The sequence below is a fragment of the Plantibacter sp. Mn2098 genome (assembly GCF_049319745.1).
Taxonomy (GTDB): Bacteria; Actinomycetota; Actinomycetes; order Actinomycetales; family Microbacteriaceae; genus Plantibacter.
The window spans coordinates 80,126-105,756 of the sequence record NZ_JBMOUH010000013.1 but is presented as its reverse complement, the minus strand read 5'-3'; the positions used below and the strand labels follow the sequence as shown (position 1 = coordinate 105,756).

The following is a 25,631-nucleotide window of genomic DNA, read 5'->3' as shown; positions in this document are numbered from 1 at the left end:
AAGGAGTATCCTCACCCGGGGTGCCCCGAGTCGCGCATTACCTTGGCGAGCAGCGACAAGATGGTCTTTGTCAGGCGTCGGCGAATACAGACGAACTGCACTGAATCTATGAAGGCCCGCTTGCAGAGAATGGAAAGGTAGTAGTCATGGTGTGGGTCATCAGTATCGCCGCAGGGTCTGCGTTGTTGTGGGGAGTGGCACACCGACGCCTGCAAGAGTTCGCGATCAGTGGGCCGTTGCTGATGGTCCTTGTCGGTGCACTGATCGGTCTGATCGTGCAGGATGAAGCATACAAGTTCTTCAATTCGGAAGTCGCGCTGCTGAGTGCGGAACTCCTTCTGGCGCTCATTCTGTTCACTGATGCGACCAATCTTCGGGGGACTTTTCGTAGCCACTTCGCAAGCATTCCCCTGCGTCTGCTGCTCATCGCGCTGCCTCTGTCGCTGATCCTGACGACCGCCGTCGGTCTGGTGCTCCCTATGCACCTCTCATTCGCCGCAATACTCTGTATCGCCTGTATCGCCGTCCCCTCTGACTTCGCGCCGGAAGCCAGATTGTTGCGCGATGGCCGCGTGCCTGCGCGAATTCGCCGCTGGCTCAGTATCGAAAGTGGGTACAACGATGGACTCCTCAGCCCCATATTTCTCGGATCACTCGCCCTCGCGGCCAGCACTCCAGGCTCACACGTCTCCGATGCTGGGCAGGCGATCCTCTTGGCAGCGCCCTCTGGACTCATCGCGATACTCGTTGGCGGCGCAATTGGCATCGTCGTTGGGGGTATCGTGCGCTGGACGCATCAGCGCGGATGGACTGACGCGCAGGGCGCTCGCATCGCTGTGCTTGCGCTTCCATTCCTCACTTTTGTCATCGCCGTAGCACTACTTGGCAATGGCTTCGTCGCGGCCTTTGTTTGCGGGGTTGCATACCGCTTGGGACGCGGACGTGGCGATGCCACCGAGGAAGAGCTCGTTCTCGCCGACGACGTCAATTCCATCCTGACCCTTCTGCTGTGGCTCGCCTTCGGCGTCGCCGTCGTCGTCCTCATCTCCGAGCCCTATGACTGGTGGCCAACTGTTCTTCTCGCCATCTTCACGCTCACCCTTGGACGATTCATCCCGGTCTACCTCGCCCTCGGTGGCACACGGCTCCCCGGTCGGGACAAGCTCTTCATAGCCTCATTCGGTCCTCGCGGAGTCGCCTCAATCGTGTTCGGACTCATCGCCTTCAATCGGTTTCCCAAAGACGAGGCCTTCTCCCTCCTAGCCGCCACCGCGGTGGTTGTCCTCGGAAGTCTCCTCATACACGGCATCTCCGCGCCCTTCGCTGTGCGTGCACTCTATCCACCACGGCAGGGATTTCAAGCTCAAGGTCCCGCCGCTCAGCGCCGCTAGAGTTCATCACCGTCAAGGTCTGCCGAACGGCACGTCTTCGATCGTCGCGACCTCCGTGACCAAGTGCCGCTCCGACGTGGTCAACGACAACGGCCCTGACCTCAAATGACCAGGTCTGTGACTCTTGACTGGGCTGTTCTGGCTATGTGTTGGCTACGAAGCGTCGGATCGTATTCGGCGCAATGCGGAGCAGCGCGGGAAGGTATCTGGTCGATCCGGGCAATGCCATCGATCTTCTGTCAGCGAGGGCTCTGATTGTTGCGGTGGCGATTTCGGAGGGCGGGAGTTTCTTGCCCGTCGCCGTTGCATTCATGGGGGTATCGACGAGCGGAGGGAGAACTTCAAGAACGTGTGTCCCCGTGGGGGCAAGTTGGCGACGCAGCCCGTCGGCGAATCCATGGAGACCGGATTTGGCCGCTCCGTAGGTCGGAGCGCGCTTCGGAGAGACCAGCGCGTAACCGGCGGTGATGAACACCACTTCCGTCATCGCCGGCCATCTGACTAGCGCCGCTGCAGTGAGGTGTATTGGCGCGCTGAAGTTGAGGTCGAGCTCGCGCTCAAGGTCGTCAGAAGCATCGCCCGCCGTGAAGTCCCGCTCAACAAAGGACCCGGCATTGTTGATAAGGACGTCCAGATGCCCGAACCGTTCCTGGATGGCAGAGAGCATGCGGACTCTCGCGTCTGGGTCTGTCACGTCCGCCTGGATGGCTAGGGCGTTCGGGTGCGCGTCAGCGAAACGGCTCACGCTCCCAGCTGAGCTTCCACACACGGCGACGGAGTCGCCCCGTGCCGTATACGCATCCGCTAGAGCGAGCCCGATACCCGAGGTGCCACCGGTGATGAGAACGTTTTGTGGCATAGACGTGCGACTCCTTAAGGAAGTTTCTCTTTGTTACTATCTATGTAATCGATACTCGGCTATTCGCACAAGGAGGCACTGTGATGGAACAAAGTCACCTGATGGATACCGAGGTGTGTAATCGAGTGACCGGGGCGTTGTCCAGAGTTGGCGACAAGTGGTCCGTGCTGCTGATCATGCAGCTTGACGGGGGGCCGAAACGGTTCAGCGAACTGCGGCGCGCGATTGGCGGTATCTCGCAGAAGATGCTGGCAGCAACGTTGCATGGACTCGAACGGGACGGGTTCGTTACCCGGACGGTACTTCCAACCAAACCGCCTGGTGTGGAGTACGCTCTCACCGGACTTGGGTGGGACCTGGTCTCCCCGGTCAAGGCGCTCGGTCATTGGGTGCTTGAGAACATCGACCGCATCGAGAGTTCCCGCGCCGATTTTGATCTCCGGGCGTAGCCGGCGGGATGGTTTCGAGAGCGCCGTTCGTATCAGTTTGCGAGCCGCTCCCTCCGCCGCCTGCGACGATGCGGTGTCGTAGGCGGCGGACGAGAGATGACGTCTCGGGCAGTACGGCTAGCTTGATTGGACTTCGGCCACGCAGAAGAGGTTGCCTTCCGGATCGGCGAGCACCGTCAGGCGCATGCCGGGGTATTCATCGAGCACCTCCCAACGGAGGGTGGCTCCTAGGCTGATGAGTCGGGCCACTTCGGGCTGCCGCTGGCCCCATGGAACACGGAAGTCGAGGTGCATCTGATTGTCGCCGCGCGGACGTGGGTTGCGGTGGAAGTGAAAACGGAGCCCGTTCGCGGCTTCGGCCTGAAGGTATACATCGGACTCACTACCGGCTGGTTCTCCTCCAGCTGCGGCGGCCCAGAATGAGGCAAGCATCTGGGGATCGGCGGCCTCGACAGTGATTCCGCCAAGGTGAAGTTCTGAAGCGCTCATGGGTGGTCTCCTGATCGGGGTTGGCTTAGAACGTGGGAATGATGCCGCCATCGATTCTGAACTCTGCTCCAGTCACCCAGCTCGCACGATCGGAAGCGAGGAACGCGACCATCTCGGCCGCTTCCTCTGGCGTGCCGGGGCGGCGCATCGGGATGCCGAGATGGTCGACGATGTTCTGCTGCACTTGGTCGAGCGAGAGCCCCTGCGAGTGAGCCATCCGGCCGAGTGAGTCCGCGGCTCCCTCCGTCAGAATGAACCCAGGGAGGACATTGACAACGCGGACACCGGCAGGACTGACTTCGGTAGCGAGCGTGCGGCTATAGGCGTTCAACGCGGCTTTCGAGGCGGCATAAGACGCCTGTCCCGGCTGCGGGTAGTGGCTCGATATCGACGAGATGTGCACAACAACGCCGCGTCCGCGTTCGACCATCGCCGGAACAAGTTCCCGGTCGAGACGCACGACTCCGAGGAAGTTCAGTGTCAGATCGCCCATCCATGCATCGTCGGGGATGGCGAGAGATGGCGCATCGGCGCTCGTTGCTGCAGCGTTCTGCACAAGGACGTCGATGGGCCCGTGTTTCACGGCCGCGGCCGCAAACGCGGTGATGCCGTCTGGGGTGCTGAGATCCGCGGGAATGTAGGTTGCGTCCAAACCCTCCGGCGGGGCCGATCGCGCACCGACAACCACATCCGCTCCTGCTCGAGCGAATCGCGTCGCCATTGCCAGGCCAAGGCCTCGCGATCCTCCCGTCACCAGGACGCGTTTGCCGGAGTATTCGCCGTGTTCGGTATTCATAACTTTAAGCATATCGATGTTCGACGATCATCGATCATTGATATGATCATCGTATGCGAACCGTCTTCCATCCGGCCCTTGACGACATCCCCCTGCATCAGGTGATGAATGCACTCGGGAGCCCGGTCCGTCTCGCGGTTGTCAACGCGTTGCTCGATGGCGAAGTGCACCAAGGAAGCGAGTTCGACTTCGGAGTCGCGCAGTCAACGCTGAGTCATCACGTCAAGATCCTCCGCGAAGCAGGACTTGTGCAAAATGACCCCGAAGGAACTCGCTGCCTACTCTCCCTGCGGGCAGTGGAACTTGAGGACCGTTTCCCAGGCTTCGTCGAGCTGTTGCGGGTGATGAAGGCTGCCGGTTGAGCGCTCAATAGCTGACCCGCTGGTTCACGGAGCAGAAATAGTCACGAGGTCGTACAGGATCGCTCGCCGCGTGTCAGGGCATAAGAACGCGCTGCTTCCACGTTCTTGGTTCCGGTCCGCCGTCCGGAACCACCGCGGTCGCTCAGTCTAGAAGGCGGCCTTCCATGCAGACTGTGCAGCCTCGGCCGCCTGCTTGGCGGAATCGGAACCGAGCGGAGTCAGCGCGGGGTAGTTGAACGGGTAGACGGCGTCCTGACCCGCCTGGTTGTTGGCCACCCACACGGTGTCCCAGGCGGGCTCGAAGGTCGAGGTGTAGTCCTTGATCGAGTCGAGGAACGGTGTCGCCGCGATGTTCGGCTGAGCCGGGGAGAACCCGGACTTCTCGACGAACGTTGCGTAGTTCTTCGGGTTCGAGAAGTAGTCGAGCCATGCGAGCGCTGCTGTCTTGTTCTTGGTGTGGGCGGCGGCCGCGAGCTGGAGTTCGATCTTGCCGTTCAGGAACGCGTTGTCGGAGGCGGTGTCCGAGGCGGGGAACGGGAAGTAGCCGTAGTCGAAGGCACCGTTGACGGCTGCCTTGATGGTCGGTTCGTTCCAGGTGCCGTCGACGGTCATCGCGTACTTGCCTGCCGCGAATCCGGCCGGGATCTCGTCGTAGCCGGTTCCGGCGAAGTTGGACTGTGCGTTCTGGAAGATCGTCTCGGTCCTCTCCAGGATGCTCTGCGGTTCAGCGTCAGTGAGCGATGCCGTCCCCTTCCAGAGTCCCTCGACGAGAGTTCCCTTGTCGATCGCTCTCGGGTAGGTGCCTCCGACCGCGCCGAGCATGGCGAGGCCGGCCGGCCAGGTATCTTTGCCGCCGATGCCGAAGGGGGTCTGTCCGTTCGTCTTGAGCGTGTTCATGACGTTCTCGAGTTCGCTCCACGTGGTCGGAACGGCGAGGCCGTACTGCTGGAACAGCGCCTTGTTGTAGTAGACGCCCGTCGAGTAGCTGAGGCCGGTCGGGACGGCGAATTGTTTGCCGTCGATCTGCTGGAAGTCGAGCACGCTCTTGGCGTAGTGGGAGAGGAACGGCTCTTTGGTGAGGTCGAGCAGTCCACCAGTCAATGCGAGGAGCACGTCGTCGGAGGTCGATTCTTTGGCGAAGTCCGGGACTTCGACGAAGTTTTTGACGACGATGATGTCCACGTTCCCGGCGGTCAGGCGCGAGGATTTCGTCGCGGGGTAGTTGTCGTTGGAGACGGAGGAGAACGTGACCTTGACGTCCGGGTACTCCTTCTCGAATCCGGCGTTGATCGCCTTGAACGCTGCGTCGGACGAGTCGGCGCTCGATACGAGGATTTGGAGTTCGCCGGTGGGCTTGCCGCCGTCGGACGTCGCACCGCCTCCGCCGGAGCATGCGGCGAGAATGGACGCTGTGACGAGTGCGGTGGCGCCGATCAGACTGCGCCGTACCAGGGCTTTCGCTGGTTTCTTCGTTGCCATGTTCTTTCTCACTCCTCGTGATCGCGACACTCAGGGTGCCGTCCGAATTACCGAAACACTCCGTCTAACTGAGCGTCAATCTCGAGGTCGGAATGCGCTGGATATCTCGAGATGGCGCTGCGCCCGCCGACGATGATGGCGAACGTGGTGCGACTCTCTGCTGTTCGACCTGGCCCGGCGGCATTGTGCCGCCGGGTTCACGGCCTCTTGTGTTCTGTTGGCGCGGTGAGCTCTACACCTCCACGACGGGTATCAAGAGCTGGCTTGGATACTTCGGTCCACTGTAGAGAGTGATGCGGTTACGGAACACCGTCTCCGGGCGGTCGACGGGATCGTCGTGGCCAGCAGCGCTTCCGCTCAGTGTCAACCGGAGGCGGTGCCCCGCGGGCAACGTGATACCCGTCGGGCACAGCTCGACATCGACGCTGACGATCTCGCCCGGTTCAAGGAGTTCTGCCACGTCATGCACATGGAACGGCTGGCCAGGTCGACTGCGCTCAGAGTCGACGGCGCGATGAGAAGCACGCTGCCAACCGACGCTGAGAGGTGTCAGGCCCATGCGATGATCGCGGAGTTCGACGATGCTTCCCTCGGCATCGACGGCGTCGACGGTGAGGAATAGGTCTGCGTCACTGGTTGAGGAAGAGATGTACAGACGAGCGGACACCGGGCCGAGTACCGTCTCCTCTGTTGAGAGCGGGCCCCCGAGAAAGACGATGTCACCGTCTGGTGCGTCGTAGCTACGCGATGATCCGCTCGACAACTTCACGCGCTCCAGGGTGGCGGCCCCTGCATCGAGGTACCACGGCGTCCACGTGGTCCCGGGAATCGGCCACTCGGTGGCGTCCAACCGTGTGCTGGTCCCGTCCGTACCGCGAAGCGAGAGCTGGATGGTCGGCTGAGTGCTCCAGTCTCCAGTTTCATCTTTGAGGTGGTAGTCGAAGAATCGTCGCTGCAGCTCGACCGAGTCCGGGTCGTCGAATTGTCCACCGGCATGAATTTCCAACCAGCGTTGGGGGTGCTTGACGCTCTCGAAACCACGGATCGTCCCGCGCAGATGCAGGTCGTGATCCGACCAATCTGCAGTAGCGAGGAGTGGCACATCGATTCGACTGAGGTCGGGGGTTCGTGCTCGGTGGTACTCGTCGATGAACGGGTGATCCCGGACATCCTGGGCCACATCGACGCGGTTCGCCGCAAGTGTGGCGGCATCGAGCACGGTCGCACCCGCGATAGGGAGCCCTGAGTGCGGGTTGGTTCCCGCGTCAGCTCCGTGCTGCACCGGAAGGACGAGATGCGGGTACCAGAATCGCTCCCAGAACTGGTAGAGGATTCCGCCGTGTCTCGTGGCATCTCGGTACCAGTCGCTCAGGCCGTGCCACACGCAGATGGCGGCGAGATGTTCTGGCCGCCTGGCGGCGACGAGCCACTGGGTCATGGCATAGTACGACTTCCCGCACAGACCAACTCGACCGTTCGACCACTCCTGGGTACCGGCCCATTCGATGCCGTCTGCATAATCGTCGATCTCATCGGGTGCCATCGGGTCCAGTCGGCCCTCGGATGTTCCCGTGCCTCGAGAGTCAACCCGGATGCACACGTAACCGGCGGCAACCCATACCGTGGGATCAACCACCTCCCACGTGCGGTAGTCATCGTCCGCGACCGCCTCGACCTCGGTCGTGGTGAAAGTGTCGGCGAGATCTGCACCGCGATCAGCATCCATATGAGGGTGGCTCTTCGCCTGCGCCAACATACGGTGGCGCAACTGCTCGATCGGGAGTCCTTTGCCATAGACACCGTGCGTCATGATGACTGGGTACCGGCCAGCTGACGCCGGCCTGAACACGTCGGCTCGCACAATACTGCCCCGGGACGTGCGGATAGGCACATCCCACTCGATGGTCATCGATTCATTGCTGGTGGACATTCCACTTTCCCTTCTCTGAGTCGTTCGTGTCAGCTGACAAGAACGTTGTTGCGATCACGAGCAGCCCGCTCGGCGCGCGCGAGCAGTAAGGCCAGAGAGCCCAGCGCCACCGTGGCTGCGAATAGCCACCATGAGACGAAGCCAAAAGCGTTCGCAGCGTGCTGCGGAGTCATCGGCTCCTGCAGATGGCCGGCATACAGGGCCGCGATCACGGCTGTTCCTGCAGACGCTCCGAAGCGCTGCAGCATATTGAGGATCGGTGCGGCATCGGGCACCTCGGTCCGATCGACAGCGCTCAACCCCGCGGTCATCGCCGGCATCGTACTGAGCGCGACACCAAAGCCGCGCACGAGCATCACTGCGCTGAGCACGGCGTAGTCGGTGTGCGTGCCGCTGAGCGCGAGCGGCACTGTTGCGATCGCCGTCACGAGTGCTCCGATAGCGACGAGCGTTCCGGCGCCGTAGCGGTCGCTGAGTCTTCCGGCCAAGGGGAAGCCGATGGCAGTGCCGATGATCTGCGGCGCGAGCAGCACACCCGCCGTCAACATGCTCTCCCCCCGGGCCTGAGTAAAGTACAGGGGCAAAACGACCTGCGCACCGAAGTTCACCGCGCCACCGAAGAACATGACTGCGGCCCCGGAGGCGAACACCGCGTTGCCGAACAGCCGGATCCGCATCAGCGGAGTACGGCTTCGTAGCTGCCAGATGACAAACGCCAGCAACAGAACGGCGCCGCCTGCGATGCAGAGGAGCGCTGTCGTCTCACCCGCGCTGGTGAACGAGCTGAGTCCATAGAGCAGGACAGGCATGCCGCTCATCGCCAGCACGAGCCCTAGGACGTCGAGTGGACCGGCTGGGCTGGTGGCCACCCGCGGCAACCAACGCAGACCGGCGATGAACGCGATCACACTCAACGGCACGTTCAGCCAGAAGAGCCAAGCCACATCAAGGTGCTCGAGCATGACGCTGCCAAGGGTCGTGCCCAGCACTGGGGCCACGACGACAGCGATACCGACGGTACCGCCCACCCGTCCGAGGAACTTGCGTCCTGTGATGAGCGCCAGGATCGTCTGCCCCGTCGGCACGAGCAAGCCACCAGCCAAACCTTGTAGCGCCCGCCCGATCAGCAACACGGGCAACGAGTCCGCCACTGCGCAAACGACCGAAAAGCAAGCGAACAGCGCCAGCCCAAGCAGCCAGAGGCGTGTCGTACCGAGCTTTCGGCCAAGCCACCCGCTCACCGGAACTCCAGCGGCAAGTGCGAGGAGATACACCGTAGTCACCCATTGCACTGCCGAGTCATCAACCCCAAACCGCTGTCCCAATGCGGGAAGCGCGGGGCCGACGATTGTGGACGACAGCATTGAAGCGAACGAGCCGACCACGATGATGATCGCCTGCCCCCAAACAGCAAGAGGCACCCGTGTCAATTCCGGATCTGTGTCGCTCGACTCCATAGCCGTCTCCTTATCGATGATAAATTTCCTCAGCGATGATCCTGCCTTATCTCTGATAAGCTGTCAAGCGGAGGGGGGCTTCATGATCGAAGGGCAGCGCAGGCAGCGGCTGGACCGCCAGCAAATTGTCGCCGCAGCTCTGGAGCTGCTCGACGAAGTGGGTCTGGATCGATTGACAACACGGGCGCTTGCCCAGCGCCTCGGAGTGCAGCAACCGGCCCTGTACTGGCACTTCAAGAATCGTGACGAGCTGCTGGCGTCCATGGCGGAGAAAATGCTCACCGAGGAGCTCCCGGCTCAGCCCGAGGTCGGCTCGGATCCCAGTGTTTGGCTCGCCGAGCGCGCGCGGGCATTCCGGCGGGCGCTTCTTGCGCATCGCGACGGTGCGCGCGTGCATGCCGGCAGCACGCCAGCACTCGCTCAACTTCCCATGCTCGAAGCCCAGATCTCGGTCATGATGGATGCCGGCCTAAGTGCACGGGAAGCGCTACAAACCGGAATGGTGATTTCGCGCTACACCATTGGGTGGGTGCTTGAAGAGCAAGCTTCCATTCTGCGATTGCCAGCCCCTGACGATATACAGAACGATGCCCCCGCACTCAGCTCTGCACTTCAGTCATTCGACCAGGGGGACTCTAATGCGAACTTCGAGTATGGTCTTGCCGCAGTGATCGACGGCCTTCTGCGTGCATCCGCAAGGAAATAGACCAGGGAGATACGCCTTCCCGCGCCCTATCGCGATAGCCGAGGATGATCGCCACATTCGCGCGCATCGGCAGTTAAGCCGATCGGACTCACGCGGACTCAGGCTCCGCTGCTGATCGGAGCTGGCTCCTGCCGTCCTGGTCCTGGCAGCACGGGTTGCGCTCGTGCACCACGAACATCCCAGGGCATTGCTTGCCGTTCTCGATGACGTTGTTCCCGCTCGGCTGCAGCGGTGGGTGATCAGATCGCCGCCAATCGAGCGCGGCAATGGCAGGGCAATGCTCACGAGGGGCTCCGTAGATGACTTTCAGGACCTCTCTCGAACGCCTGAGCCGTCCAAAAAGTCAGCAAAAGACCGACGGCTCATCAAAGGAGACGTGTGACTAGTGGTCATCAGTAGTGGCGCGAACGTGGGCGCGTTGCCCTTGGCGACCGACGAGACTGAGGTACTCGACGGGGCCCGCGCTGGTGGCACCAAACCAGTGCGGGGTCCTGGTGTCGAATTCTGCAGCTTCTCCTGCTTTGAGCACGAGGTCCTGGTCGCCGAGGATGAGACGGAGGGTGCCGTTGAGGACGTAGGCCCAGTCGTATCCCTCGTGTGAGCGCAGTTCGGGAACGGTGTCGTCTCGTCCCGTGAGAAGGACGAATTTATAGGCCTGGATCCCGCCGGGTCTGCGGGTGAGCGGGATGATGATCGAGCCGTCGCTGCATGACATGGGGCGAAGATCGACGCGCGGGTTGGCGGTACGCGGCGCATCAACGAGAGAGTCGATCGTAACGCCGTAGTAGCGGGCCAACGGCAGGAGCTGCTCCAGTGTGGGGCGGCGCAAACCGGCCTCCAATCTGGAGAGCGTGCTTGTGGAGATTCCTGTCTCTGCGGCAAGTGTTGTCAGGCTGACGTCACGCCGCAATCGGAGGTGTTTGAGTCGGGGCCCGACGGTGTCGAGCGTCTGGTTAGCGGTCTCATCCATGCAAGCAGTTTGCCATTTGGCAAGGATGTTTGCCAGTGGGAGTGGTTGCGCGTGACACTGAGGATGACATCACGAATGACTGAAGGACGCGGCGATGAACAGAGAGCAAGAGGCCCCCCGGGTTTGGGAAACGGCGATCATTGGTGGCGGTTCAGCTGGTCTGAGTGCCGCCCTGATCCTCGCCCGGGCCCGACGACGCGTGATCGTGATCGACGGGGGCAAGCCTCGAAATGCGCCGGCAGCTGCAGCGCATGGCCTCCTTGGTCACGACGGCATTGACCCGTTGAATCTGCTCGAGAAGGGGCGCGAGGAGGTTTCGTCGTACGGGGCGCACGTCGTTCACACGACTGTCGTTGAATCCTCGGGCTCTTCCGACGAAGGCTTCGTTCTCCACTTGGTGGACGGAACGAGCGTGCGGGCAAGTCAGTTGCTGCTCGCCTCCGGCGTGCGAGACGAACTTCCCGCGATCCCGGGTCTTGCGGAGCGGTGGGGTCGGGATGTTGTGCATTGCCCGTACTGCCATGGCTGGGAGATCCGCGATCAGCGGATTGGGCTGCTGGCAACGGGGCCGATGTCGGCGCTAGAGGCGCTGCTCTTTCAGCAATGGAGCACGCACGTGTGGTTCTTCCCGAACGGGATGGAGATCCCGGCCGAAGAACTGCAGAAGTTGATTGCAGTGGGTGTCACGATTGTCGCAGGGCGGATTGGCAGTGTCGAGGTAACCGACGATCGATTGGCGGGAGCGCGCCTCGACAACGGAACCCGCGTCGCTCTTGATGCGCTGGCAGTTCCTGCCCGGACCGTTGCGCGTCTTGATGGACTCGAAGGTCTGGGCATACGGACCGTTGAGAATGTGGCTGGTGTTGCCGTGGTTGTCGACGCCGCAGGGCGCACCTCGACTCCGGGTGTGTGGGCGGCAGGCAACGTGGTGAATCCGGGGATGCAGGTCAGTGAGGCCGCTGCAAACGGGGCACGGGTGGCTATGACGATCAATACCGAGCTCGTGTTCGCCCGCGCCTATCACGCGCTGGTTGATCGCAGGAAACTCGGGGTTGTGTGATGAGGCAGTTCGATAAGAGCTACTGGGAGCGCCACTGGGTCACGGCCGAGGGCGACCGGGACCTCCGTCTCCCTGTTCACCCCTATCTTCTGGTAGAGACCGCCGGTTTGCCCACCGGGGAAGCACTGGACGCCGGGTGTGGGGCGGGAGCCGAAGCGCTCTGGCTTGCCGAGCACAGCTGGCAGGTCACTGCTGTCGACATCTCTGCCACGGCACTGGCGACCGCCAGGGTGCGCGCCGCCGATGCCGGTCTCGATAGCCGGATCGAGTGGGTGGAAGCTGACCTGGGCCGCTGGGTACCGGAACGGCAGTGGGGCCTCGTGGTCACGAGCTACGCCCATGGGGATACCGGACAGCTCGCGTTCTACCGACGGATCTCCTCCTGGGTGGCACCGGGCGGCACGCTTCTGATCGTGGGTCACAGTCACGGCCCGGACCATCCTGACGATGCGGCCACGACCCTGACCGAAATTACACGACTGTTCACGGACCCTGACTGGCGTATCGAATCGAGCTACGCGAACGCCCGCACCCTCCATGCTGGCAGCGGGCCCGTGCAGTTGCGCGACGTGGTAGTTCGTGCCTCACGCCTGCTCTGACGCATCTCTTATCTGCGTAGCTGCGCCGAGGTCAGCCTCGGCGCAGCTTCCCTTGCCCTCGTGCCGACACGGCCGGGCAGTAAACAACACAGAAGGAATCCTGACCCATGCACCCAACCTCCCCAATCAGCGCGGACACCACCGCACCCTTGATCGATGATCCGCGCCGACGGCGTGCGATCCTCTGGGCCGTCTGCCTTGCATTGATGGCTGTCGTCGCATCCGTCTCCGGACTCAACGTCGCCCAACCGCAGCTGGCGTCCGCGTTCGGCGCCTCCCAAGGGCAGGTGCTCTGGATCATCAACACCTACACCCTCACCCTCGCGGCGCTCTTGCTGCCGCTGGGTGCCGCGGGCGACCGGCTCGGACGTAAACCTGTCCTGATCGCGGGGCTAGCGGCCTTCGGCGTAGCGAACATCGCCGCGGGAATGGCGCCGACGATGGAAGTCATGCTCGCAGCGCGTCTGCTCAGCGGCGTCGGTGCGGCAATGATCATGCCCGTCACACTCTCGGTCATCACCGCTTCGTTCCCAGCCAAGGAACGCTCCAAAGCGATCGGAATGTGGACCGCGGTCGCTGGCGGCGGTGGCATCCTCGGCATGTACCTCTCAGCGCTCCTCGTGGACGTGGCGAACTGGCGGTGGCTGTTCGCGCTGCCCATCGTGCTGACCATCTCTGCAGCTCTGGTCGGCATCCGAGCCGTACCGAACTCCCGCGAAGCGGCCGTCGGCCGCTTCGACGTCCTGGGTACCCTGTCGTCGATTGTCGCCACTGTTGGGTTCACCTATGCCCTGCACGAGGCACCAGCGCTGGGGTGGAGCAGTCCATTGGTTCTGACGCTGCTCGCCGCGGCCATAATCGCGACCGTCACGTTCGTGGTGTGGGAACTGCGCGCGGCCCACCCTTTGCTGGACATCCGACACTTCCGCACCCGAGGGCTCTCCTCTGGTACGACGCTCTTGTTGGTGCTCTTCGGTGTGCAAGGTGGTGTCTCTCTCGTGCTGTATCCGTTCTTCCAGATCGTCCTCGGCTGGAGTGGACTGCTGGCCACGCTGGGGATGATGCCGATGGCGCTGCTGATGATGGTCGCGTCAGGGCTGGCCCCGCGCCTCGCGGCCCGCATCGGCGCTCGCGCATCGATGGTTATCGGACTCGGCATCGCCATGCTCGGTCTCGCACTCATGGCGTCCCTCGTTTCAGTATCCGCCGGATACTTCAGCGTTCTTCCCGGCCTGATCGCCATGGGACTTGGCGCGGGTCTCGCGATGACGCCGTCGACCGAAGCAATCACGTCCTCGCTTCCGCGCGAACAACAGGGGGTGGCCTCCGCACTCAACGACCTCACTCGCGAGCTCGGCTCCGCACTCGGCATCGCCATGCTCGGAGGGCTCCTGGTCGCGGGGTACCAGAACGCCATCGCCGCGCGTCTGGGCGGTGTCCCCGCTAACCTCGCCGCTGCGGCGAGTGAGGGGCTCGCGAATGCTGCCGCCGCAAGTCAGCATGCGGGTCCATACGCGGAGCAGATCCTCACTGCAGCTCAGGAAGCGTTCATCGCAGGATGGCAGCAGGCCATGTGGACAGGTGTGGCCGTGATGGCCGTCCTCGTGATCTTCGTCCTCATCCGCGGTCCCAAGCGTGCTCCCACCCCGACTGTGAAACGTGTCCAGACAGACCAAGATGCCGCCTCCGTCACGCTCGACAGCTGACCTTCGCCCCCAATGAAAGGACACCATGCCATGAGAAGCGCAACGTCGAATCCTGTCCGAGTCCAAATCTGGTCAGATCCCCAGTGTGTGTGGTGCTTCATCGCCCATCCGAGGTTCGAGAAGACCGTGAACGCCTTCGGCGGTGAGGTCGAACTGACCTACCGATCCTTCGAACTCCGCCCTGGCATCGCCGTAGAGATCGATAAAGAGCAGGAAGTCGAACACCATGCCGGCGCCGAGAGAGCACGAATCGCGACGATGAATGCCCTTCGTGAAGCCGAATGTTTGCTGACAATGCTTCGGGGTGTGTGGTTCGATTAGGCAAACACGCTGGCACGACCGAGAATGCCGCATAAGACCGGGGGACGCATTGGCAGGCTTGCCGTTTGCGAAGTATCACTGGAACCGCCTCGACAAGGGCGCGACCGTGGTTGTGACCCTGACCAAGGCAGCCAATGTGCGGCTGATGGACAGCACGAACTTCAATTCGTTCAAGAACGGCAGAGCGCACAAGTTTTTCGGAGGCTTGGTCAAGACGTCACCCTTCCGGATTACTGTCCCTCGCACTGGGAGCTGGTACCTGACCGTTGACTTGATGGGGCTGAAAGCTAGCAGTGTGCGTTCGACGGTTGCTGTTGAACCCCCGGCGTTGCCTGTCGCGAAATCGGCGTCCCAGCAGTCCTTGCAAGGAATCCGACACGAACGTCCGCCCGTTGTTCCAAACGAAGACGGTGAGACGTGGGACGTGTTCATCTCCCACGCGAGTGAAGACAAGTCTTCTGTTGCTGAACCTCTCGCGATCGCGTTGCGAGAACGTGGGCTCAAAGTGTGGCTCGACAAGACCGAGCTGCGGATCGGCGACAGCCTGCGAAGGAAGATCGACCACGGGTTGGCTCACAGCGCGTTCGGCATTGTCATCCTGTCGAGTTCCTTTTTCGCGAAAGGCTGGCCTCAGTACGAGCTCGACGGCATTATCGGGCTCAGTGTCAATGGCGACCAGCGCATGCTGCCCATCTGGCACTTAATTTCACGAGACGAGATCGCACGGCAATCGCCCTCTCTCGTGGACAAAATCGCCCGAAACACAGCTGTAGACACGATCGCTGAAATTGCCGACGAAATTACTGCCGTCGTGAACGAGACCTAGCTCCAGACACCGAGGGCTCTCGATCGCGGCCTGTTGGACCATGATGATGCGGCCTAGAAAAGGCCGGTCTCGGTGTCGTCTTCGGCGACGGGGATCACGCGTCGTTCATATTTGCTCCGAACTTCGACGTGGTGGGTGACTGAGGTGGCGGCGAGGATCTGTTCGATCATCTTCGTCATGAACTGTTCGGGGCGGACATCCTCGGGCACACGGTCGAGTTCGATGTTCACTGTTGGGTTGTCGTCTGACCAGCTGACGAGCGCGAGGCCGGTGGCGGTGTAGCCGTTGCCGCCGCCGATGTCGCGGAGTTTGCGCATCATGTCGACGGTCTTCTCGAACGCGTCGGGTTCCTGGGTGAGGATAGTGTCGCGCTGGACGAAGAAGAACCCGACGGCTGCGAGAGGGTAGCGGCTGCGGAGGTTGCCGGCGTCGCCGTAGGCTTCCTCGAAGCGGTTGCTGAGGTTCTTGCCGAACGATGACACCATGGTCTTGGTGCTGAGGAGGAGTTCCGGGCCGCGGTCCCATCGTGCGATCGCGACATCGACTTGCTTGTCGTACGCGCGACCCAGGACCTTCGCGTCTGTCGGGGCGACGACGGGCATGGCCATGAGCTTTGCTCGCACCTCGTCGGAGAGGACGCGTGGCAGCTTCTCGAGGAGTACGGCGATGTCGCGGGGCATGATGCGTGGTCTTGTTGCGCGTGGCCAGACTTCGTCGGGGCCGAAGCCGGCGCGGCGGAGTTCGTGGGCCAGCCAGGAGTCGACGCCGTTGGCGAGGGCGCCGGTGGCCCATCCCTTGTTGGCCGCGACCGGGATGGTGAGGAGGCTTCCGGCGAGTGAGTAGTCCGGCGCGTACTCGGGTTGCTGTCCGGGACCGTGTGTCCACGGGTCGTTGAGGGGCGCCGCAGCAAGAGTTGCGTCAAACGGGGTGAACGAGTCCGGGTTAGCTACCATCGGCTTGTCCCCGCCCGCCACTGCGTCCGCGGACCGTGCGGCGGGAAGTCAGGGCTTGGTGATCTGCACGAAGCGCATCGAGCTCGGGCGTCGACAGCACGCCCTCAAACAGGATCTCGTCGACCAGCGCGACGGCGCCGAGAAGGTCTTTCCTCTGCAGGAGCCTCTGTATGCGCGGCTTCACCACTGCAAGGGCATCACGGTGCTCAGCGAGCATGGCGGGTGAGGGCATCCACCATCGGTCAGCCTCGCGCGGTTCGATCTTCAGGATCCCGCCGCCGTAGGAGCGTCCGACGAGTTCTGCGGAGAGCAGCGTCATCGAGTTCAGCGATGCCACGGGGAGCACATCGCGGCCGATATCGCGCAGTTCGTCGTGGAGGTAGACGCCGTGGATGCTGTTCAGGTGGCGGGCGCCTGCAGCGTTCGTGGTCAGCCGTGCAGTGTCAGCGTTCATGCAGGTGAGGAACAGATCAGGGGCGTCCAGGATAGGGACACGCCACCAGGACTTTCTGATGCGGCATTTGTAAGCCTGGTCGACGCCGGTGGCGTGTCCGAAATCGATGTAGCGCAGCGTTGCCTCTGCTGGGGTGTTGCTTGGCCAGAGCAGCCAGGTGGGTTGGTCGCGTTGACCGAGGCGGGTCAGGCCGGAGTCCGTAAGTGCGAGCCCGCGGAGGTGGGAGCTCCCCGGGGGGCTGATGCGGAGCAGGTCGCGCCGCGGGATGCCTAGTTCTTGGACGCGTGTCGGTGAGAGGGCGAAGAACCGATTCCCTCCGGTGACGGCTCCAAGGGTGGTGTCCCCGTATGCCTCCAGCGGCCCGAAGGTGTCGTCTGCTGCGAGACGGGACATGACGGTTGTGGTGGTCTCAGACAGTGCCATCGGTGTCCACCGGTCTGCGGTGTCGATCGGCGCCCAGGTGGTGCCGGATTCCAGCATCTCAAGCGTCGTAGCGTTGCGTGTTTGTCGCAGCGCGGCGTGACCGGCTGGTGCCTGCTTCCAACCGTCGGCTTTGACCAGCACCGTGTCTGCTTCAGCATCAGGGAATACTTGTTCGTCGAAGACGACAAGTTCGACACTGGCGAAGTTCTCTAGCAAGAAGCGTCTGACCGGAGCGGCGTAGTTCACGCTCAACAGCTCTGCGGGAAGGACCAAGCCGAGCCGACCCCCGTGCTTCAGGAACCCGGCGGAGTGCGCCACGAACGCCGCCCAACTTGACGAGAGCCCAGTGAGGGCAACGCCTTGGTGCAGGGCTGCGAACCGGGCACGGTCCCGCTGCTTGCCCGTCCACTCCTGGTAGCGGATGAACGGCGGGTTACCGATGATCGCGTCGAACGTCGGAGTGGCCTCGACGAGGAAGAAATCGCTGACAGTGATCTGCGCCTGACCACCGATTGCCGCAACCAGCGCCTGCGCGGCGTGTGCGCTCGGACCATGGATCTCGACACCATGCACGACCGGTTCGGACGCCCCAAGCGCGACCAGACGGTCCACAGCGGCAGTCAGGAACGCGGCCTCCCCGGTGCTGGGTTCAAGCACGCTGTCGGCGGCCGTGCGGATCGCCCACTGGGCAATGTGCTGGGTGATCCCGTCCGGGGTGAAAAACGCACCGCGTGCTTTTCGAGCCGTCGACGTATCGAGCGGGGCGGGCACATCAAAGTCATGGAGCACAGCATCACACTATGGGACAAGCCACCGACATCCCGTTCGGCAGGCGGTCCCGCGGAGTATCACCTGGTCTCCAGTCGCTCGTGATCGTGCCGCGCACGGAGTCATCGTTGCGGAGGAGCTTGTCGCCTCCGTGGGCCGGTCGATACGAGAGGACTCGCCAGCGGCGAGACTCTCACCATCATTGAGTCGGACGGCCTTGGCAATATGTCTCGTAACCAAAGTGCCTCATAACCCATGAGTTCCGAGACGCCGCTCGCGCGCCTAACCGAGGACGAAGGCCCGTAACCTAATCACTACGTGGACAGGTTGTTGCCATGGTCATTGGCCGACGACCTGTTCTCGAATTGAAGATTCCAGAATCGCCCAAGGTGGACGCGTGGGAGTCCAAGTTCGATGCGGAGCGTACGAATGAGTTGACCCAACTCTGCCGCCCCTGTCGACGCGAAGGTCTCCATGAACGTGCGAGCGGCTTCGACCTCCTCAGCTTCGCCGAGCAGGGTTCAGGAGATCGACAGATGCAATGTCTGCTGGACCTCGTCCTCTTCTCCGCCGACCGCTTGCTCGGGTATTACCGGGTCGTTGAACATGTTCATGGGGATCAGCTCCGATCTTGGGTAGTGGGCTCGTTTGCGATTCGGGTCCCATTCGGAGATTAGGGTGGGCGCGAATTGTGGCTACCGTCCGTCCGTCCACAGCGTAGCTGCGTCGTCGGGGGAGAGCGATGCCGCGACTGTCTGCTTCGCTTGGACAATGACTTTGGTCAGTTGTGTGGAGAGGTCTGTGACGAGAGCTTCGCTTGCGCGCGTATGGCCGGGGGCATCGCGCCTGCGGCGGTGATCGTTTGGATCTGCTGCAGTGGTGGAGTGCCGTCTGTTGCGTTCAGCGTGGCGAGAACATAGGACGCCTCGAGCGCGCTTTCCGAGTGGGCGATGGATCGAAGCCGTCGTCTGCGGTGAGCAGCACGAAGCAACGGTTGCCGGCGGCGCGCACGGCCTCCCACCATCTAGAAAGGTCGCCTGGGCCGGCGTCGCTGTCGATGATGACCTCATGCGAGATCAACACCCGAATGTGTTCCGGGGAGGCGTCGACCAACCCCTCCAGCTCTACCGCCTCACCTAAGGGGACCCAACCGCGCTCGCGGGCCCGGTCAATGAGCTTCTGTCCCACACCGAACGTGAACACCAGGTACGGGTCCATTGCGCCTTCGCTTGTCACCAGTATCAGGCTGTGCACGATCTCCATCCGATTCTCCGTTCTCTTGCAGGCTCAGGTGCCCTCGGCATGTTAATGCGTTCGTCGATCCGCCGCAGCAGCGCAGTAGGAGGTCTGGCAGTTACACCTCTTCAGCAGCCCCGAGGTGCCGGGGCTGACGCCGCGCGGCAGGGCTCACTATGCACTGGCCCTCAGCGCGCATCAATCCGCCGATCGCGGCGCCGAGGCGATATCTATTGGACTCAACTTACGGGTCTGAGACGTTCTCGGCTCGGCGCAATTCTGGTTGGTCCGCGGTGCACCAAGATAGAAAGCGGAGGAACAGATGAGCCCAACTACGAGAGCAGCACAGCGCGCCGAGCTGCACCGCACAATCTGGCGGATGGCCAACGATCTTCGGGGATCGGTCACCGGGTGGGACTTCAAGCAGTACGTCCTCGGCACGATCCTTTACCGGTTCCTGAGCGACGATCTAACCCGCTTCATTGACGAGCAAGAGCGCCGGGTGGACCCGACGTTCTCGTACGCAGAGCTGGACGACCAGACTGCCGAAGGTGGTCGTGCGGCGACCGTGTCGGACAAGGGCTTCTTTATTCTCCCAAGCCAACTTTTTGAGTCGGTACGTGCGAGCGCGCGAGACGACGAAGGGAAGGAACGGCTCAACGAAACGCTCTCAGCGGCCCTGTCTGCAATTGAGCGTTCAGCGCTTGGGCAGCGTAGCGAAGCAGACTTCCGTGGCCTCTTCGCCGACATCGACGTGAACTCGCCCCGTTTGGGCTCGAGCGTGGCCGCGCGCAATGACCGTCTCAAGAAGATCCTTGATGCCATCGGAGGTTTGGACCTCGGAGACTTCGGCGACCACGCGATCGACGCGTTTGGCGATGCGTACGAGTACCTCATGACCATGTACGCGGCCAACGCCGGCCGGTCAGGCGGGGAATACTTCACGCCGCAAGAAGTCGCCGAGCTCATCGCCAGGATCACGACGATCGGGAAGACGGAGCTCAACAAGGTCTACGACCCGGCGTGCGGATCCGGATCACTCCTGCTGAACTTTGCCAAGCTCCTTGGGCCAGACAAGGTGCGGCGTGGCTACTTCGGGCAGGAGATCGAACTCACTACCTACAACCTCGCACGCATGAACATGCTGCTGCACGGCATCGGGTACGAGAAGTTCGACATTGCTCTGGGCGATACGCTCGCCGATCCGCAGCACTGGGATGACGAGCCGTTCGATGCGATCGTTTCGAACCCTCCCTATTCTACGAACTGGGCGGGAGACGATGACCCGGCGCTGCGAACCGATGAGCGATTCACACCGGCCGGAGTGCTTGCTCCGAAGAACGCTGCGGACCTGGCATTTGTTATGCACGCGTTGGCGTGGCTTGCCCCCAATGGAACGGCCGCCATCGTGGAGTCCTCCGGAGTCCTTTTCCGGGGTGGCAACGAGCAGAAGATTCGCAAGTACCTGGTCGACGGCAACTACATCGATGCAGTCATCCAACTGCCCGCGAACCTCTTCTTCGGCACGCCGATCGCAGCATGTGTCATCGTGCTCAAGCGTTCAAAGAACTCGAATGACGTGCTCTTCATCGACGCGCGTCGCGAGTTCGACAAAGCTGCGACCAAGAACGTCCTCTCGGATCGACACAGAAATCGAATTGTCGAAACGCTCGTGCAGCGTCAAGACGTTGATGGCTTTGCCAAGCTCGTATCAAATATCGAACTGGGTGCTGCCGATTACAACTTGGGCGTTGCCACATATACGTCAGTCGAGACCGAGGTCGAGGGCAATGTCGAGGAGTCCCTGGCGGATCTTCGTCTGGCCCAAGACGGCGTCGATCTCGCGCGCGCGAAGCTGCACGAGGCTCTAAGTGCGGCGGGCTTCGATGACTAACGAATGGACTCCAACACCACTTAGCGAAGTTGCCACCCGGTACATCGAGTCGGTTCGCGTGGACCCGGATGCCATGTACACGAGCCTCGGGGTGAAATGGTACGGCGAGGGCGTCTTCGCGAGAGAGCCGCGTGCCGGCTCTGCGATTCGTGCTTCGAAGGTTTTCCGAGTCCAAGCGGGGCAGTTCATCTACAACCGCATGTTCGTCACTGAAGGATCCTTCGGACTCGTGCCGGAGGCGCTGTCAGATGGCGTCGTCTCGAACGAGTTCCCGACGTACGACGTTGATCGCACTCGGCTTCTTCCAGAATGGCTGCGACTTAAGTTTCAAGATCCTGCTGTGGTCGACGTGGTGGCGAACCAGGCGAAGGGTACGACGAAGAGTCGGCGGCGTTGGAAAGAGGACCAGTTCGAGTCCTTTGTTGTCAACTTGCCGCCGGTGCCCACTCAGCGTCGCATCGTCGACCTGTTCAGTCGCCTGGATAGGGTCCTCCAGCTCACGGAAGAAGAAGGCGCTGCTGCTCGACAGGCTGTATCTGCTTTGCGCGAGCATCGCCTCAAACCCTCAGAAGACTGGCGAGAGACAACGATCGGCGAGGAGCTCATTCGAGAATCTCGACCTGTGGTTGTGGACCCCAGTGCGGAGTATTCAGAGATTGGTCTGAGGTCACATGGTCGCGGGGCCTTCCTCAAGGACTCGCTGAGCGGTGAGGCCCTTGGCAAGAAGCGCGTGTTCTTCGTGGAACCCGGAGACCTATGTTTCAACATCGTCTTCGCGTGGGAGGGGGCGGTCGCGGTTCTCGGCCCTGAAGTCGCGGGCCGTATTGCATCACATCGATTCCCGACGTTCAAAGGTGCTGAGGTCTGGACAGCTGCCTGGTTCGACGAGTTCTTCAGGACGCGTCGGGGGCGACAACTACTCGTTGACCATTCGCCGGGCGGAGCTGGCCGCAACAAGACGCTCGCGGTCGGTCGTCTGATGGAGCAGGTCGTTTCAGTTCCAACGGAGGCGCAGGCGGTCGAGTCCCTCGAAGTTCTCAAGGCGATTGACGACGCCGCACGCGCGGCGCAGGACTACACGCTCCGGCTCAAGGGCCTGCGCGCCCAGCTCCTGAGGGTGCTCATGTCGGGTGAGCACAAGATCCCAGCGGGCTATGACGTGCTCTTGTCGGACGAGGGCTCTGAGGCGCCAGTAGAAGGGGCGTACGCGCGAGCATGACCGATATCAACGTTCCTCCCGCAGGTGGTTCCGACGCTGGCAAGCCGGTCGAGCCTCTGGTGATCGGTGATGAGTCGACTGTCGTCGCAGAGTTCAAGCCGGAAGACCGTATCCGGACGGGCTACCAGTCCGAGGCCGCGCTCGAAGCTGACTTCATCCGACGGCTGCAGGAGCAGGCCTACGAGTATCTCCCGATCAAGGGCGAGGCGGATCTCGTAGCCAACCTGCGAAACGAGCTTGAGCGACTGAATAGCCTCGTTTTTACCGACGAGGAGTGGCTGCGCTTCTACGCGAGCTCTGTGACGAAACCGAACGACTCTGTCATCGACAAGACGCGCCGGATCCAGCAGGATCACGTTCAGGTGCTCGTGCGTGATGACGGAACGACGAAGAACGTCCGCCTCATCGACAAGTCGAATATCCACAACAACCGTCTTCAGGTCATCAACCAGTACGAGACAACCGGCGCGACGAGCGCCGGTTTCGTGCGCGGTCACCGCTACGACGTGACGATCCTGGTGAACGGCCTGCCGCTGGTGCACGTCGAGTTGAAGCGTCGCGGTGTGCCGATCTCCGAGGCCTTCAACCAGATCGAGCGGTATCGGAGAGAGTCATTTTGGTCGGGCACAGGGCTCTTCGACTACGTCCAGATCTTCGTCATCTCCAACGGGACTCACTCGAAGTACTACGCGAACACGGTGCGTCTCCGGCACGTTCGCGAAGCTGAGCGCTCGAACACGCAGCGTCGCGGGAAGGTCACTTCCAACTCGTTCAAGTTCACTTCGTGGTGGGCCGACGCGCGGAATGGGCGGATCGCCGACATTGAAGGTTTCACCCGCAGCTTCCTGGCGCCACGAACAGTGCTCGCGGTACTGACGCGCTACTGCGTTCTCGACACCAGCAATGAGCTGCTCGTGCTGCGCCCCTACCAGATCGTCGCCGCCGAGCGAATCGTTCAGCGCGTCGATATTGCCGGGAACCATCCAGAGCAGCTGGGCACTCTGAAGGCCGGCGGCTACATCTGGCACACCACTGGTTCGGGTAAGACGCTGACGTCGTTCAAGACCGCTCAGCTCATTGCCGAAATGCCGCAGATCGACAAAGTGCTGTTCGTCGTCGATCGCAAAGACCTCGATGCGCAGACGATCCGCGAGTACGAGCGCTTCTCCCCGGGCGCCGCGAATGGCAGCCGCAACACCACCGCCCTTGGCAAGCAGCTGACTCTGCCGCTCGGCGCCGTGCTATTGCGTCGCGCCGGCGATGCGCCGATCACGAATCAGAAGATTGCCGTGACGACGATCCAGAAGCTGGATCGGTTCGTCGCAGGTAATTCAAAGCACGAGGTCTACGGCAAGCGCGTCGTGCTGATCTTCGATGAGTGCCATCGCACGCAGTTCGGCGACATGCAGCACAGGATCCGAAAGGCGTTCCGAAAGGCCGACTTTTTTGGGTTCACGGGTACGCCCATCTTCGCCGAGAACGCTGCTCGAGCTTCGGGACGACTGCCTCAAACGACTGAGCAGACGTTCGGCGACCGCCTGCACACGTATACGATCATCGACGCGATCAAAGATGAGAACGTGCTCCCATTTCGGACCGCCTATCACCGCACGATCCATGTGAAGGCGACGGGCAAGGATGCCGAAGTCGAGGGGATCGATACCGAGGAAGCGCTGCTTGCGCATGAGCGGATCCAGCTTGTCGTCTCGTACATCTTGGAGAACTTCAGCCGTCTCACCGGGCGAGATGATCGTCTGACTTCTGCGGGCCGCAGGGCTGCGGGCTTCAACGCGATGCTGGCGACTGCCTCCATCGATGCGGCCAAGCGCTACTACGCCGAGTTCGGCGTGCAGCAAGCAAATCATCCGGATGCTGGGAGGCTTCGGATCGCAACGATCTTCTCGTACTCTCCGAACGAGGAGCTTCCCGACGGAATCCTGGACGACGACGAGTTCGACACCGACGGGCTGGATGAGCCGAGCAGGGATTTTCTCGAGGGCGCGATACAGGACTACAACCAGCTCTTCGGGACGTCGTTTAGTACGTCGGCTGATGGATTCCAGGCCTACTACGACGACGTCACCGCGCGCCTCAAGAACCGAGATCTCGATCTCGTAGTCGTCGTGAACATGATGCTCACCGGCTTCGATGCCACGACGCTGAACACGCTCTTCGTCGATAAGAATTTGCGGCAGCACGGCTTGCTGCAGGCGTATTCGCGCACCAACCGGATCCTCGATTCGACCAAGCATCACGGCAACATCGTCACTTTCCGTGACCTGGACAAGTTGACCGAAGCGGCGCTGAGCTTGTTCGGCGACAAGGACGCCTCGAGTGTCGTTCTCATCGAGCCGTACAGTAAGTACTTCGACGACTACGCCAAGGCCGTCGAAGAGCTCGCCCAGCTGTTCCCAGTCGGTGATGAGATCGTTGGGGAGCAGAGACAGGCCGACTTTGTCTCGTTGTTCGGCCTGATCTTGCGACTTCGAAGTGTGTTGTCGTCGTTCGATGAGTTCGAGGGAAACGACCCGCTTAGCGAAGCCGACGAGCAGGACTACAGAAGTGAGTACGTCGATCTCTTTGAGCGCCGGCGCCGTCAGGAGAAAGACTCCAAAGTCTCAATTCTCGACGACGTCGTCTTCGAGATGGAGCTCATCAAGCGCGTCGAGGCCAACGTCGACTACGTCGTTATGCTGGTGGAGGAGCGGCGGTCGGCTGAGGCAGGGGGCGACACGAGCGCGGCGGAGATCCTTCGGCGGAAGCTCAACGCCACCCTCGATTCGAGCCCCTCTCTTTATCCGAAGCGGGAGTTGATCGCTGGGTGGCTGGCGGAGGACGCCCACCGGGACCTCACTGAATTTGTTGCCGAACGTCGAGCGGCAGAACTCGACCAGATCATCGACGACCTCCATCTGGACGCTGGAAAGACTCGTCATTTGATGGACCTGGCATTTCGTGACGGGGAGCTGCCGGCTGCGGGCCCAGCAATCGCCGCGGTCCTGCCACCTGTGTCGAGGTTCTCTGCAGCCGGAGCTGATCACGCCGCGCAGCGTAGTGAGGCAGTCGATCGCCTGACCACCTACTTCGATCGCTTCTTCGGCCTGGTTTGACCCGTCGTGTAGCCCTCATGTCTCCCGTCTTCGCTGAGCCAAGTCACACCTAGAACAGTGTCAGTTTCCCTAACGGGCGCAAAATCACGTCAGCCTTGCTGGGGATAAACAGTACTGGCGTGAGTATTATCGCCAGGTTCAAGGACGTGCGAGAGGCCTGAGTCGTGAGACCTC

22 protein-coding genes are annotated in these 25,631 nt (G+C 61.9%); 12 read left to right on the top strand and 10 right to left on the bottom strand.

From position 1 onward, the window contains the following. The first annotated feature begins 146 nt into the window (after positions 1-146). Positions 147-1,391, top strand: a complete 1,245-nt coding sequence (locus ACL9RL_RS18595) for a cation:proton antiporter (RefSeq protein WP_422781779.1) — start codon at positions 147-149, stop codon at positions 1,389-1,391. A gap of 142 nt (positions 1,392-1,533) precedes the next feature. On the opposite strand, the gene ACL9RL_RS18590 is transcribed toward ACL9RL_RS18595, so the two are convergent. Then, the gene (locus ACL9RL_RS18590) at positions 1,534-2,250 is read right to left on the bottom strand and encodes an SDR family NAD(P)-dependent oxidoreductase (protein WP_422781778.1); all 717 of its coding nucleotides are present in this window, start codon (positions 2,248-2,250) and stop codon (positions 1,534-1,536) included. Positions 2,251-2,333: 83 nt separating this feature from the next. On the opposite strand from ACL9RL_RS18590, the gene ACL9RL_RS18585 reads away from it, so the two are divergent. Further along, complete coding sequence (locus ACL9RL_RS18585; RefSeq protein WP_422781777.1) at positions 2,334-2,699, top strand: winged helix-turn-helix transcriptional regulator; 366 nt, start codon at positions 2,334-2,336, stop codon at positions 2,697-2,699. Between the two features lie 117 nt (positions 2,700-2,816). Here the strand turns inward: ACL9RL_RS18585 and ACL9RL_RS18580 are convergent, their stop codons facing one another. Together ACL9RL_RS18580 and ACL9RL_RS18575 are read right to left on the bottom strand one after the other, a co-directional pair. Continuing rightward, positions 2,817-3,188 carry a VOC family protein gene (locus tag ACL9RL_RS18580; protein WP_422781776.1) on the bottom strand — a complete coding sequence of 124 codons (372 nt, stop codon included), beginning with the start codon at positions 3,186-3,188 and terminating at the stop codon, positions 2,817-2,819. A 25-nt stretch (positions 3,189-3,213) separates the two neighbouring features. Continuing rightward, entirely contained in the window at positions 3,214-3,984 is a 771-nt protein-coding gene (locus ACL9RL_RS18575) for an oxidoreductase (RefSeq protein WP_422781775.1), read from the bottom strand. Between the two features lie 53 nt (positions 3,985-4,037). On the opposite strand from ACL9RL_RS18575, the gene ACL9RL_RS18570 reads away from it, so the two are divergent. Beyond that, complete coding sequence (locus tag ACL9RL_RS18570; protein WP_422781774.1) at positions 4,038-4,346, top strand: ArsR/SmtB family transcription factor; 309 nt, start codon at positions 4,038-4,040, stop codon at positions 4,344-4,346. 147 nt (positions 4,347-4,493) lie between these two features. Here ACL9RL_RS18570 and ACL9RL_RS18565 read toward each other — a convergent pair whose 3' ends face one another. The 3 genes from ACL9RL_RS18565 to ACL9RL_RS18555 form a co-directional block, all read right to left on the bottom strand. Next, the gene (locus ACL9RL_RS18565) at positions 4,494-5,825 is read right to left on the bottom strand and encodes an ABC transporter substrate-binding protein (protein ID WP_422781773.1); all 1,332 of its coding nucleotides are present in this window, start codon (positions 5,823-5,825) and stop codon (positions 4,494-4,496) included. A gap of 232 nt (positions 5,826-6,057) precedes the next feature. Then, positions 6,058-7,755 (bottom strand): CocE/NonD family hydrolase, encoded by a 1,698-nt coding sequence (locus tag ACL9RL_RS18560; RefSeq protein WP_422781772.1) that lies wholly within the window; start codon positions 7,753-7,755, stop codon positions 6,058-6,060. 29 nt (positions 7,756-7,784) lie between these two features. Then, on the bottom strand, positions 7,785-9,212 hold the full coding sequence (locus ACL9RL_RS18555) for a DHA2 family efflux MFS transporter permease subunit (protein ID WP_422781771.1): 1,428 nt from the start codon (positions 9,210-9,212) through the stop codon (positions 7,785-7,787). A gap of 82 nt (positions 9,213-9,294) precedes the next feature. Between ACL9RL_RS18555 and ACL9RL_RS18550 the strand changes: the two genes are divergently transcribed. Next, positions 9,295-9,918, top strand: a complete 624-nt coding sequence (locus ACL9RL_RS18550; RefSeq protein WP_422781770.1) for a TetR/AcrR family transcriptional regulator C-terminal domain-containing protein — start codon at positions 9,295-9,297, stop codon at positions 9,916-9,918. A gap of 382 nt (positions 9,919-10,300) precedes the next feature. Here ACL9RL_RS18550 and ACL9RL_RS18545 read toward each other — a convergent pair whose 3' ends face one another. Continuing rightward, positions 10,301-10,888 carry a helix-turn-helix domain-containing protein gene (locus ACL9RL_RS18545; protein WP_422781769.1) on the bottom strand — a complete coding sequence of 196 codons (588 nt, stop codon included), beginning with the start codon at positions 10,886-10,888 and terminating at the stop codon, positions 10,301-10,303. Between the two features lie 94 nt (positions 10,889-10,982). On the opposite strand from ACL9RL_RS18545, the gene ACL9RL_RS18540 reads away from it, so the two are divergent. The 5 genes from ACL9RL_RS18540 to ACL9RL_RS18520 all read left to right on the top strand — a co-directional run bounded on the left by ACL9RL_RS18540 (position 10,983) and on the right by ACL9RL_RS18520 (position 15,400). Next, positions 10,983-11,948, top strand: coding sequence for an NAD(P)/FAD-dependent oxidoreductase (locus ACL9RL_RS18540; protein ID WP_422781768.1), 966 nt, complete (start codon positions 10,983-10,985; stop codon positions 11,946-11,948). Beyond that, a complete protein-coding gene (locus ACL9RL_RS18535) occupies positions 11,948-12,547 on the top strand; it encodes an SAM-dependent methyltransferase (RefSeq protein ID WP_422781767.1) in 600 nt (199 codons plus the stop codon). The genes ACL9RL_RS18540 and ACL9RL_RS18535 overlap by 1 nt, the downstream gene beginning before the upstream one ends. Positions 12,548-12,753: 206 nt before the next feature. Further along, on the top strand, positions 12,754-14,253 hold the full coding sequence (locus ACL9RL_RS18530) for an MFS transporter (protein ID WP_422781766.1): 1,500 nt from the start codon (positions 12,754-12,756) through the stop codon (positions 14,251-14,253). Positions 14,254-14,265: 12 nt separating this feature from the next. Further along, the gene (locus tag ACL9RL_RS18525; RefSeq protein ID WP_422781765.1) at positions 14,266-14,574 is read left to right on the top strand and encodes a DsbA family oxidoreductase; all 309 of its coding nucleotides are present in this window, start codon (positions 14,266-14,268) and stop codon (positions 14,572-14,574) included. Between the two features lie 49 nt (positions 14,575-14,623). Beyond that, positions 14,624-15,400 (top strand): DUF1883 domain-containing protein, encoded by a 777-nt coding sequence (locus ACL9RL_RS18520; protein ID WP_422781764.1) that lies wholly within the window; start codon positions 14,624-14,626, stop codon positions 15,398-15,400. A gap of 53 nt (positions 15,401-15,453) precedes the next feature. On the opposite strand, the gene ACL9RL_RS18515 is transcribed toward ACL9RL_RS18520, so the two are convergent. The 3 genes from ACL9RL_RS18515 to ACL9RL_RS18505 all read right to left on the bottom strand — a co-directional run bounded on the left by ACL9RL_RS18515 (position 15,454) and on the right by ACL9RL_RS18505 (position 19,261). After that, positions 15,454-16,353: a hypothetical protein gene (locus tag ACL9RL_RS18515; RefSeq protein ID WP_422781763.1), complete on the bottom strand. Its 900-nt coding sequence runs from the start codon at positions 16,351-16,353 to the stop codon at positions 15,454-15,456. After that, positions 16,343-18,019, bottom strand: coding sequence for an N-6 DNA methylase (locus tag ACL9RL_RS18510; RefSeq protein WP_422781762.1), 1,677 nt, complete (start codon positions 18,017-18,019; stop codon positions 16,343-16,345). Before ACL9RL_RS18510 ends, ACL9RL_RS18515 begins: the two co-directional genes overlap by 11 nt. 879 nt (positions 18,020-18,898) lie before the next feature. Continuing rightward, complete coding sequence (locus tag ACL9RL_RS18505) at positions 18,899-19,261, bottom strand: hypothetical protein (protein WP_422781761.1); 363 nt, start codon at positions 19,259-19,261, stop codon at positions 18,899-18,901. 295 nt (positions 19,262-19,556) lie between these two features. Between ACL9RL_RS18505 and ACL9RL_RS18500 the strand changes: the two genes are divergently transcribed. Genes ACL9RL_RS18500 through ACL9RL_RS18490 form a run of 3 tightly spaced genes read left to right on the top strand, consistent with a single transcriptional unit; the run spans position 19,557 to position 25,457 of the window. Next, positions 19,557-21,128 (top strand): type I restriction-modification system subunit M, encoded by a 1,572-nt coding sequence (locus ACL9RL_RS18500; protein WP_422781760.1) that lies wholly within the window; start codon positions 19,557-19,559, stop codon positions 21,126-21,128. Beyond that, positions 21,121-22,347, top strand: coding sequence for a hypothetical protein (locus ACL9RL_RS18495; protein WP_422781759.1), 1,227 nt, complete (start codon positions 21,121-21,123; stop codon positions 22,345-22,347). Before ACL9RL_RS18500 ends, ACL9RL_RS18495 begins: the two co-directional genes overlap by 8 nt. Further along, a complete protein-coding gene (locus tag ACL9RL_RS18490) occupies positions 22,344-25,457 on the top strand; it encodes a type I restriction endonuclease subunit R (protein ID WP_422781758.1) in 3,114 nt (1,037 codons plus the stop codon). The genes ACL9RL_RS18495 and ACL9RL_RS18490 overlap by 4 nt, the downstream gene beginning before the upstream one ends. Positions 25,458-25,631: the final 174 nt, after the last annotated feature.

Excerpts from the sequence above, each read along its gene's own strand:
- ACL9RL_RS18595 (WP_422781779.1), top strand. The coding sequence starts at position 147 with ATGGTGTGGGTCATCAGTATCGCCGCAGGGTCTGCGTTGTTGTGGGGA.
- ACL9RL_RS18590 (WP_422781778.1), bottom strand. The coding sequence starts at position 2,250 with ATGCCACAAAACGTTCTCATCACCGGTGGCACCTCGGGTATCGGGCTC.
- ACL9RL_RS18585 (WP_422781777.1), top strand. The coding sequence starts at position 2,334 with ATGGAACAAAGTCACCTGATGGATACCGAGGTGTGTAATCGAGTGACC.
- ACL9RL_RS18580 (WP_422781776.1), bottom strand. The coding sequence starts at position 3,188 with ATGAGCGCTTCAGAACTTCACCTTGGCGGAATCACTGTCGAGGCCGCC.
- ACL9RL_RS18575 (WP_422781775.1), bottom strand. The coding sequence starts at position 3,984 with ATGAATACCGAACACGGCGAATACTCCGGCAAACGCGTCCTGGTGACG.
- ACL9RL_RS18570 (WP_422781774.1), top strand. The coding sequence starts at position 4,038 with ATGCGAACCGTCTTCCATCCGGCCCTTGACGACATCCCCCTGCATCAG.
- ACL9RL_RS18565 (WP_422781773.1), bottom strand. The coding sequence starts at position 5,825 with ATGGCAACGAAGAAACCAGCGAAAGCCCTGGTACGGCGCAGTCTGATC.
- ACL9RL_RS18560 (WP_422781772.1), bottom strand. The coding sequence starts at position 7,755 with ATGTCCACCAGCAATGAATCGATGACCATCGAGTGGGATGTGCCTATC.
- ACL9RL_RS18555 (WP_422781771.1), bottom strand. The coding sequence starts at position 9,212 with ATGGAGTCGAGCGACACAGATCCGGAATTGACACGGGTGCCTCTTGCT.
- ACL9RL_RS18550 (WP_422781770.1), top strand. The coding sequence starts at position 9,295 with ATGATCGAAGGGCAGCGCAGGCAGCGGCTGGACCGCCAGCAAATTGTC.
- ACL9RL_RS18545 (WP_422781769.1), bottom strand. The coding sequence starts at position 10,888 with ATGGATGAGACCGCTAACCAGACGCTCGACACCGTCGGGCCCCGACTC.
- ACL9RL_RS18540 (WP_422781768.1), top strand. The coding sequence starts at position 10,983 with ATGAACAGAGAGCAAGAGGCCCCCCGGGTTTGGGAAACGGCGATCATT.
- ACL9RL_RS18535 (WP_422781767.1), top strand. The coding sequence starts at position 11,948 with ATGAGGCAGTTCGATAAGAGCTACTGGGAGCGCCACTGGGTCACGGCC.
- ACL9RL_RS18530 (WP_422781766.1), top strand. The coding sequence starts at position 12,754 with ATGGCTGTCGTCGCATCCGTCTCCGGACTCAACGTCGCCCAACCGCAG.
- ACL9RL_RS18525 (WP_422781765.1), top strand. The coding sequence starts at position 14,266 with ATGAAAGGACACCATGCCATGAGAAGCGCAACGTCGAATCCTGTCCGA.
- ACL9RL_RS18515 (WP_422781763.1), bottom strand. The coding sequence starts at position 16,353 with ATGGTAGCTAACCCGGACTCGTTCACCCCGTTTGACGCAACTCTTGCT.
- ACL9RL_RS18505 (WP_422781761.1), bottom strand. The coding sequence starts at position 19,261 with ATGGAGATCGTGCACAGCCTGATACTGGTGACAAGCGAAGGCGCAATG.
- ACL9RL_RS18500 (WP_422781760.1), top strand. The coding sequence starts at position 19,557 with ATGAGCCCAACTACGAGAGCAGCACAGCGCGCCGAGCTGCACCGCACA.
- ACL9RL_RS18495 (WP_422781759.1), top strand. The coding sequence starts at position 21,121 with ATGACTAACGAATGGACTCCAACACCACTTAGCGAAGTTGCCACCCGG.
- ACL9RL_RS18490 (WP_422781758.1), top strand. The coding sequence starts at position 22,344 with ATGACCGATATCAACGTTCCTCCCGCAGGTGGTTCCGACGCTGGCAAG.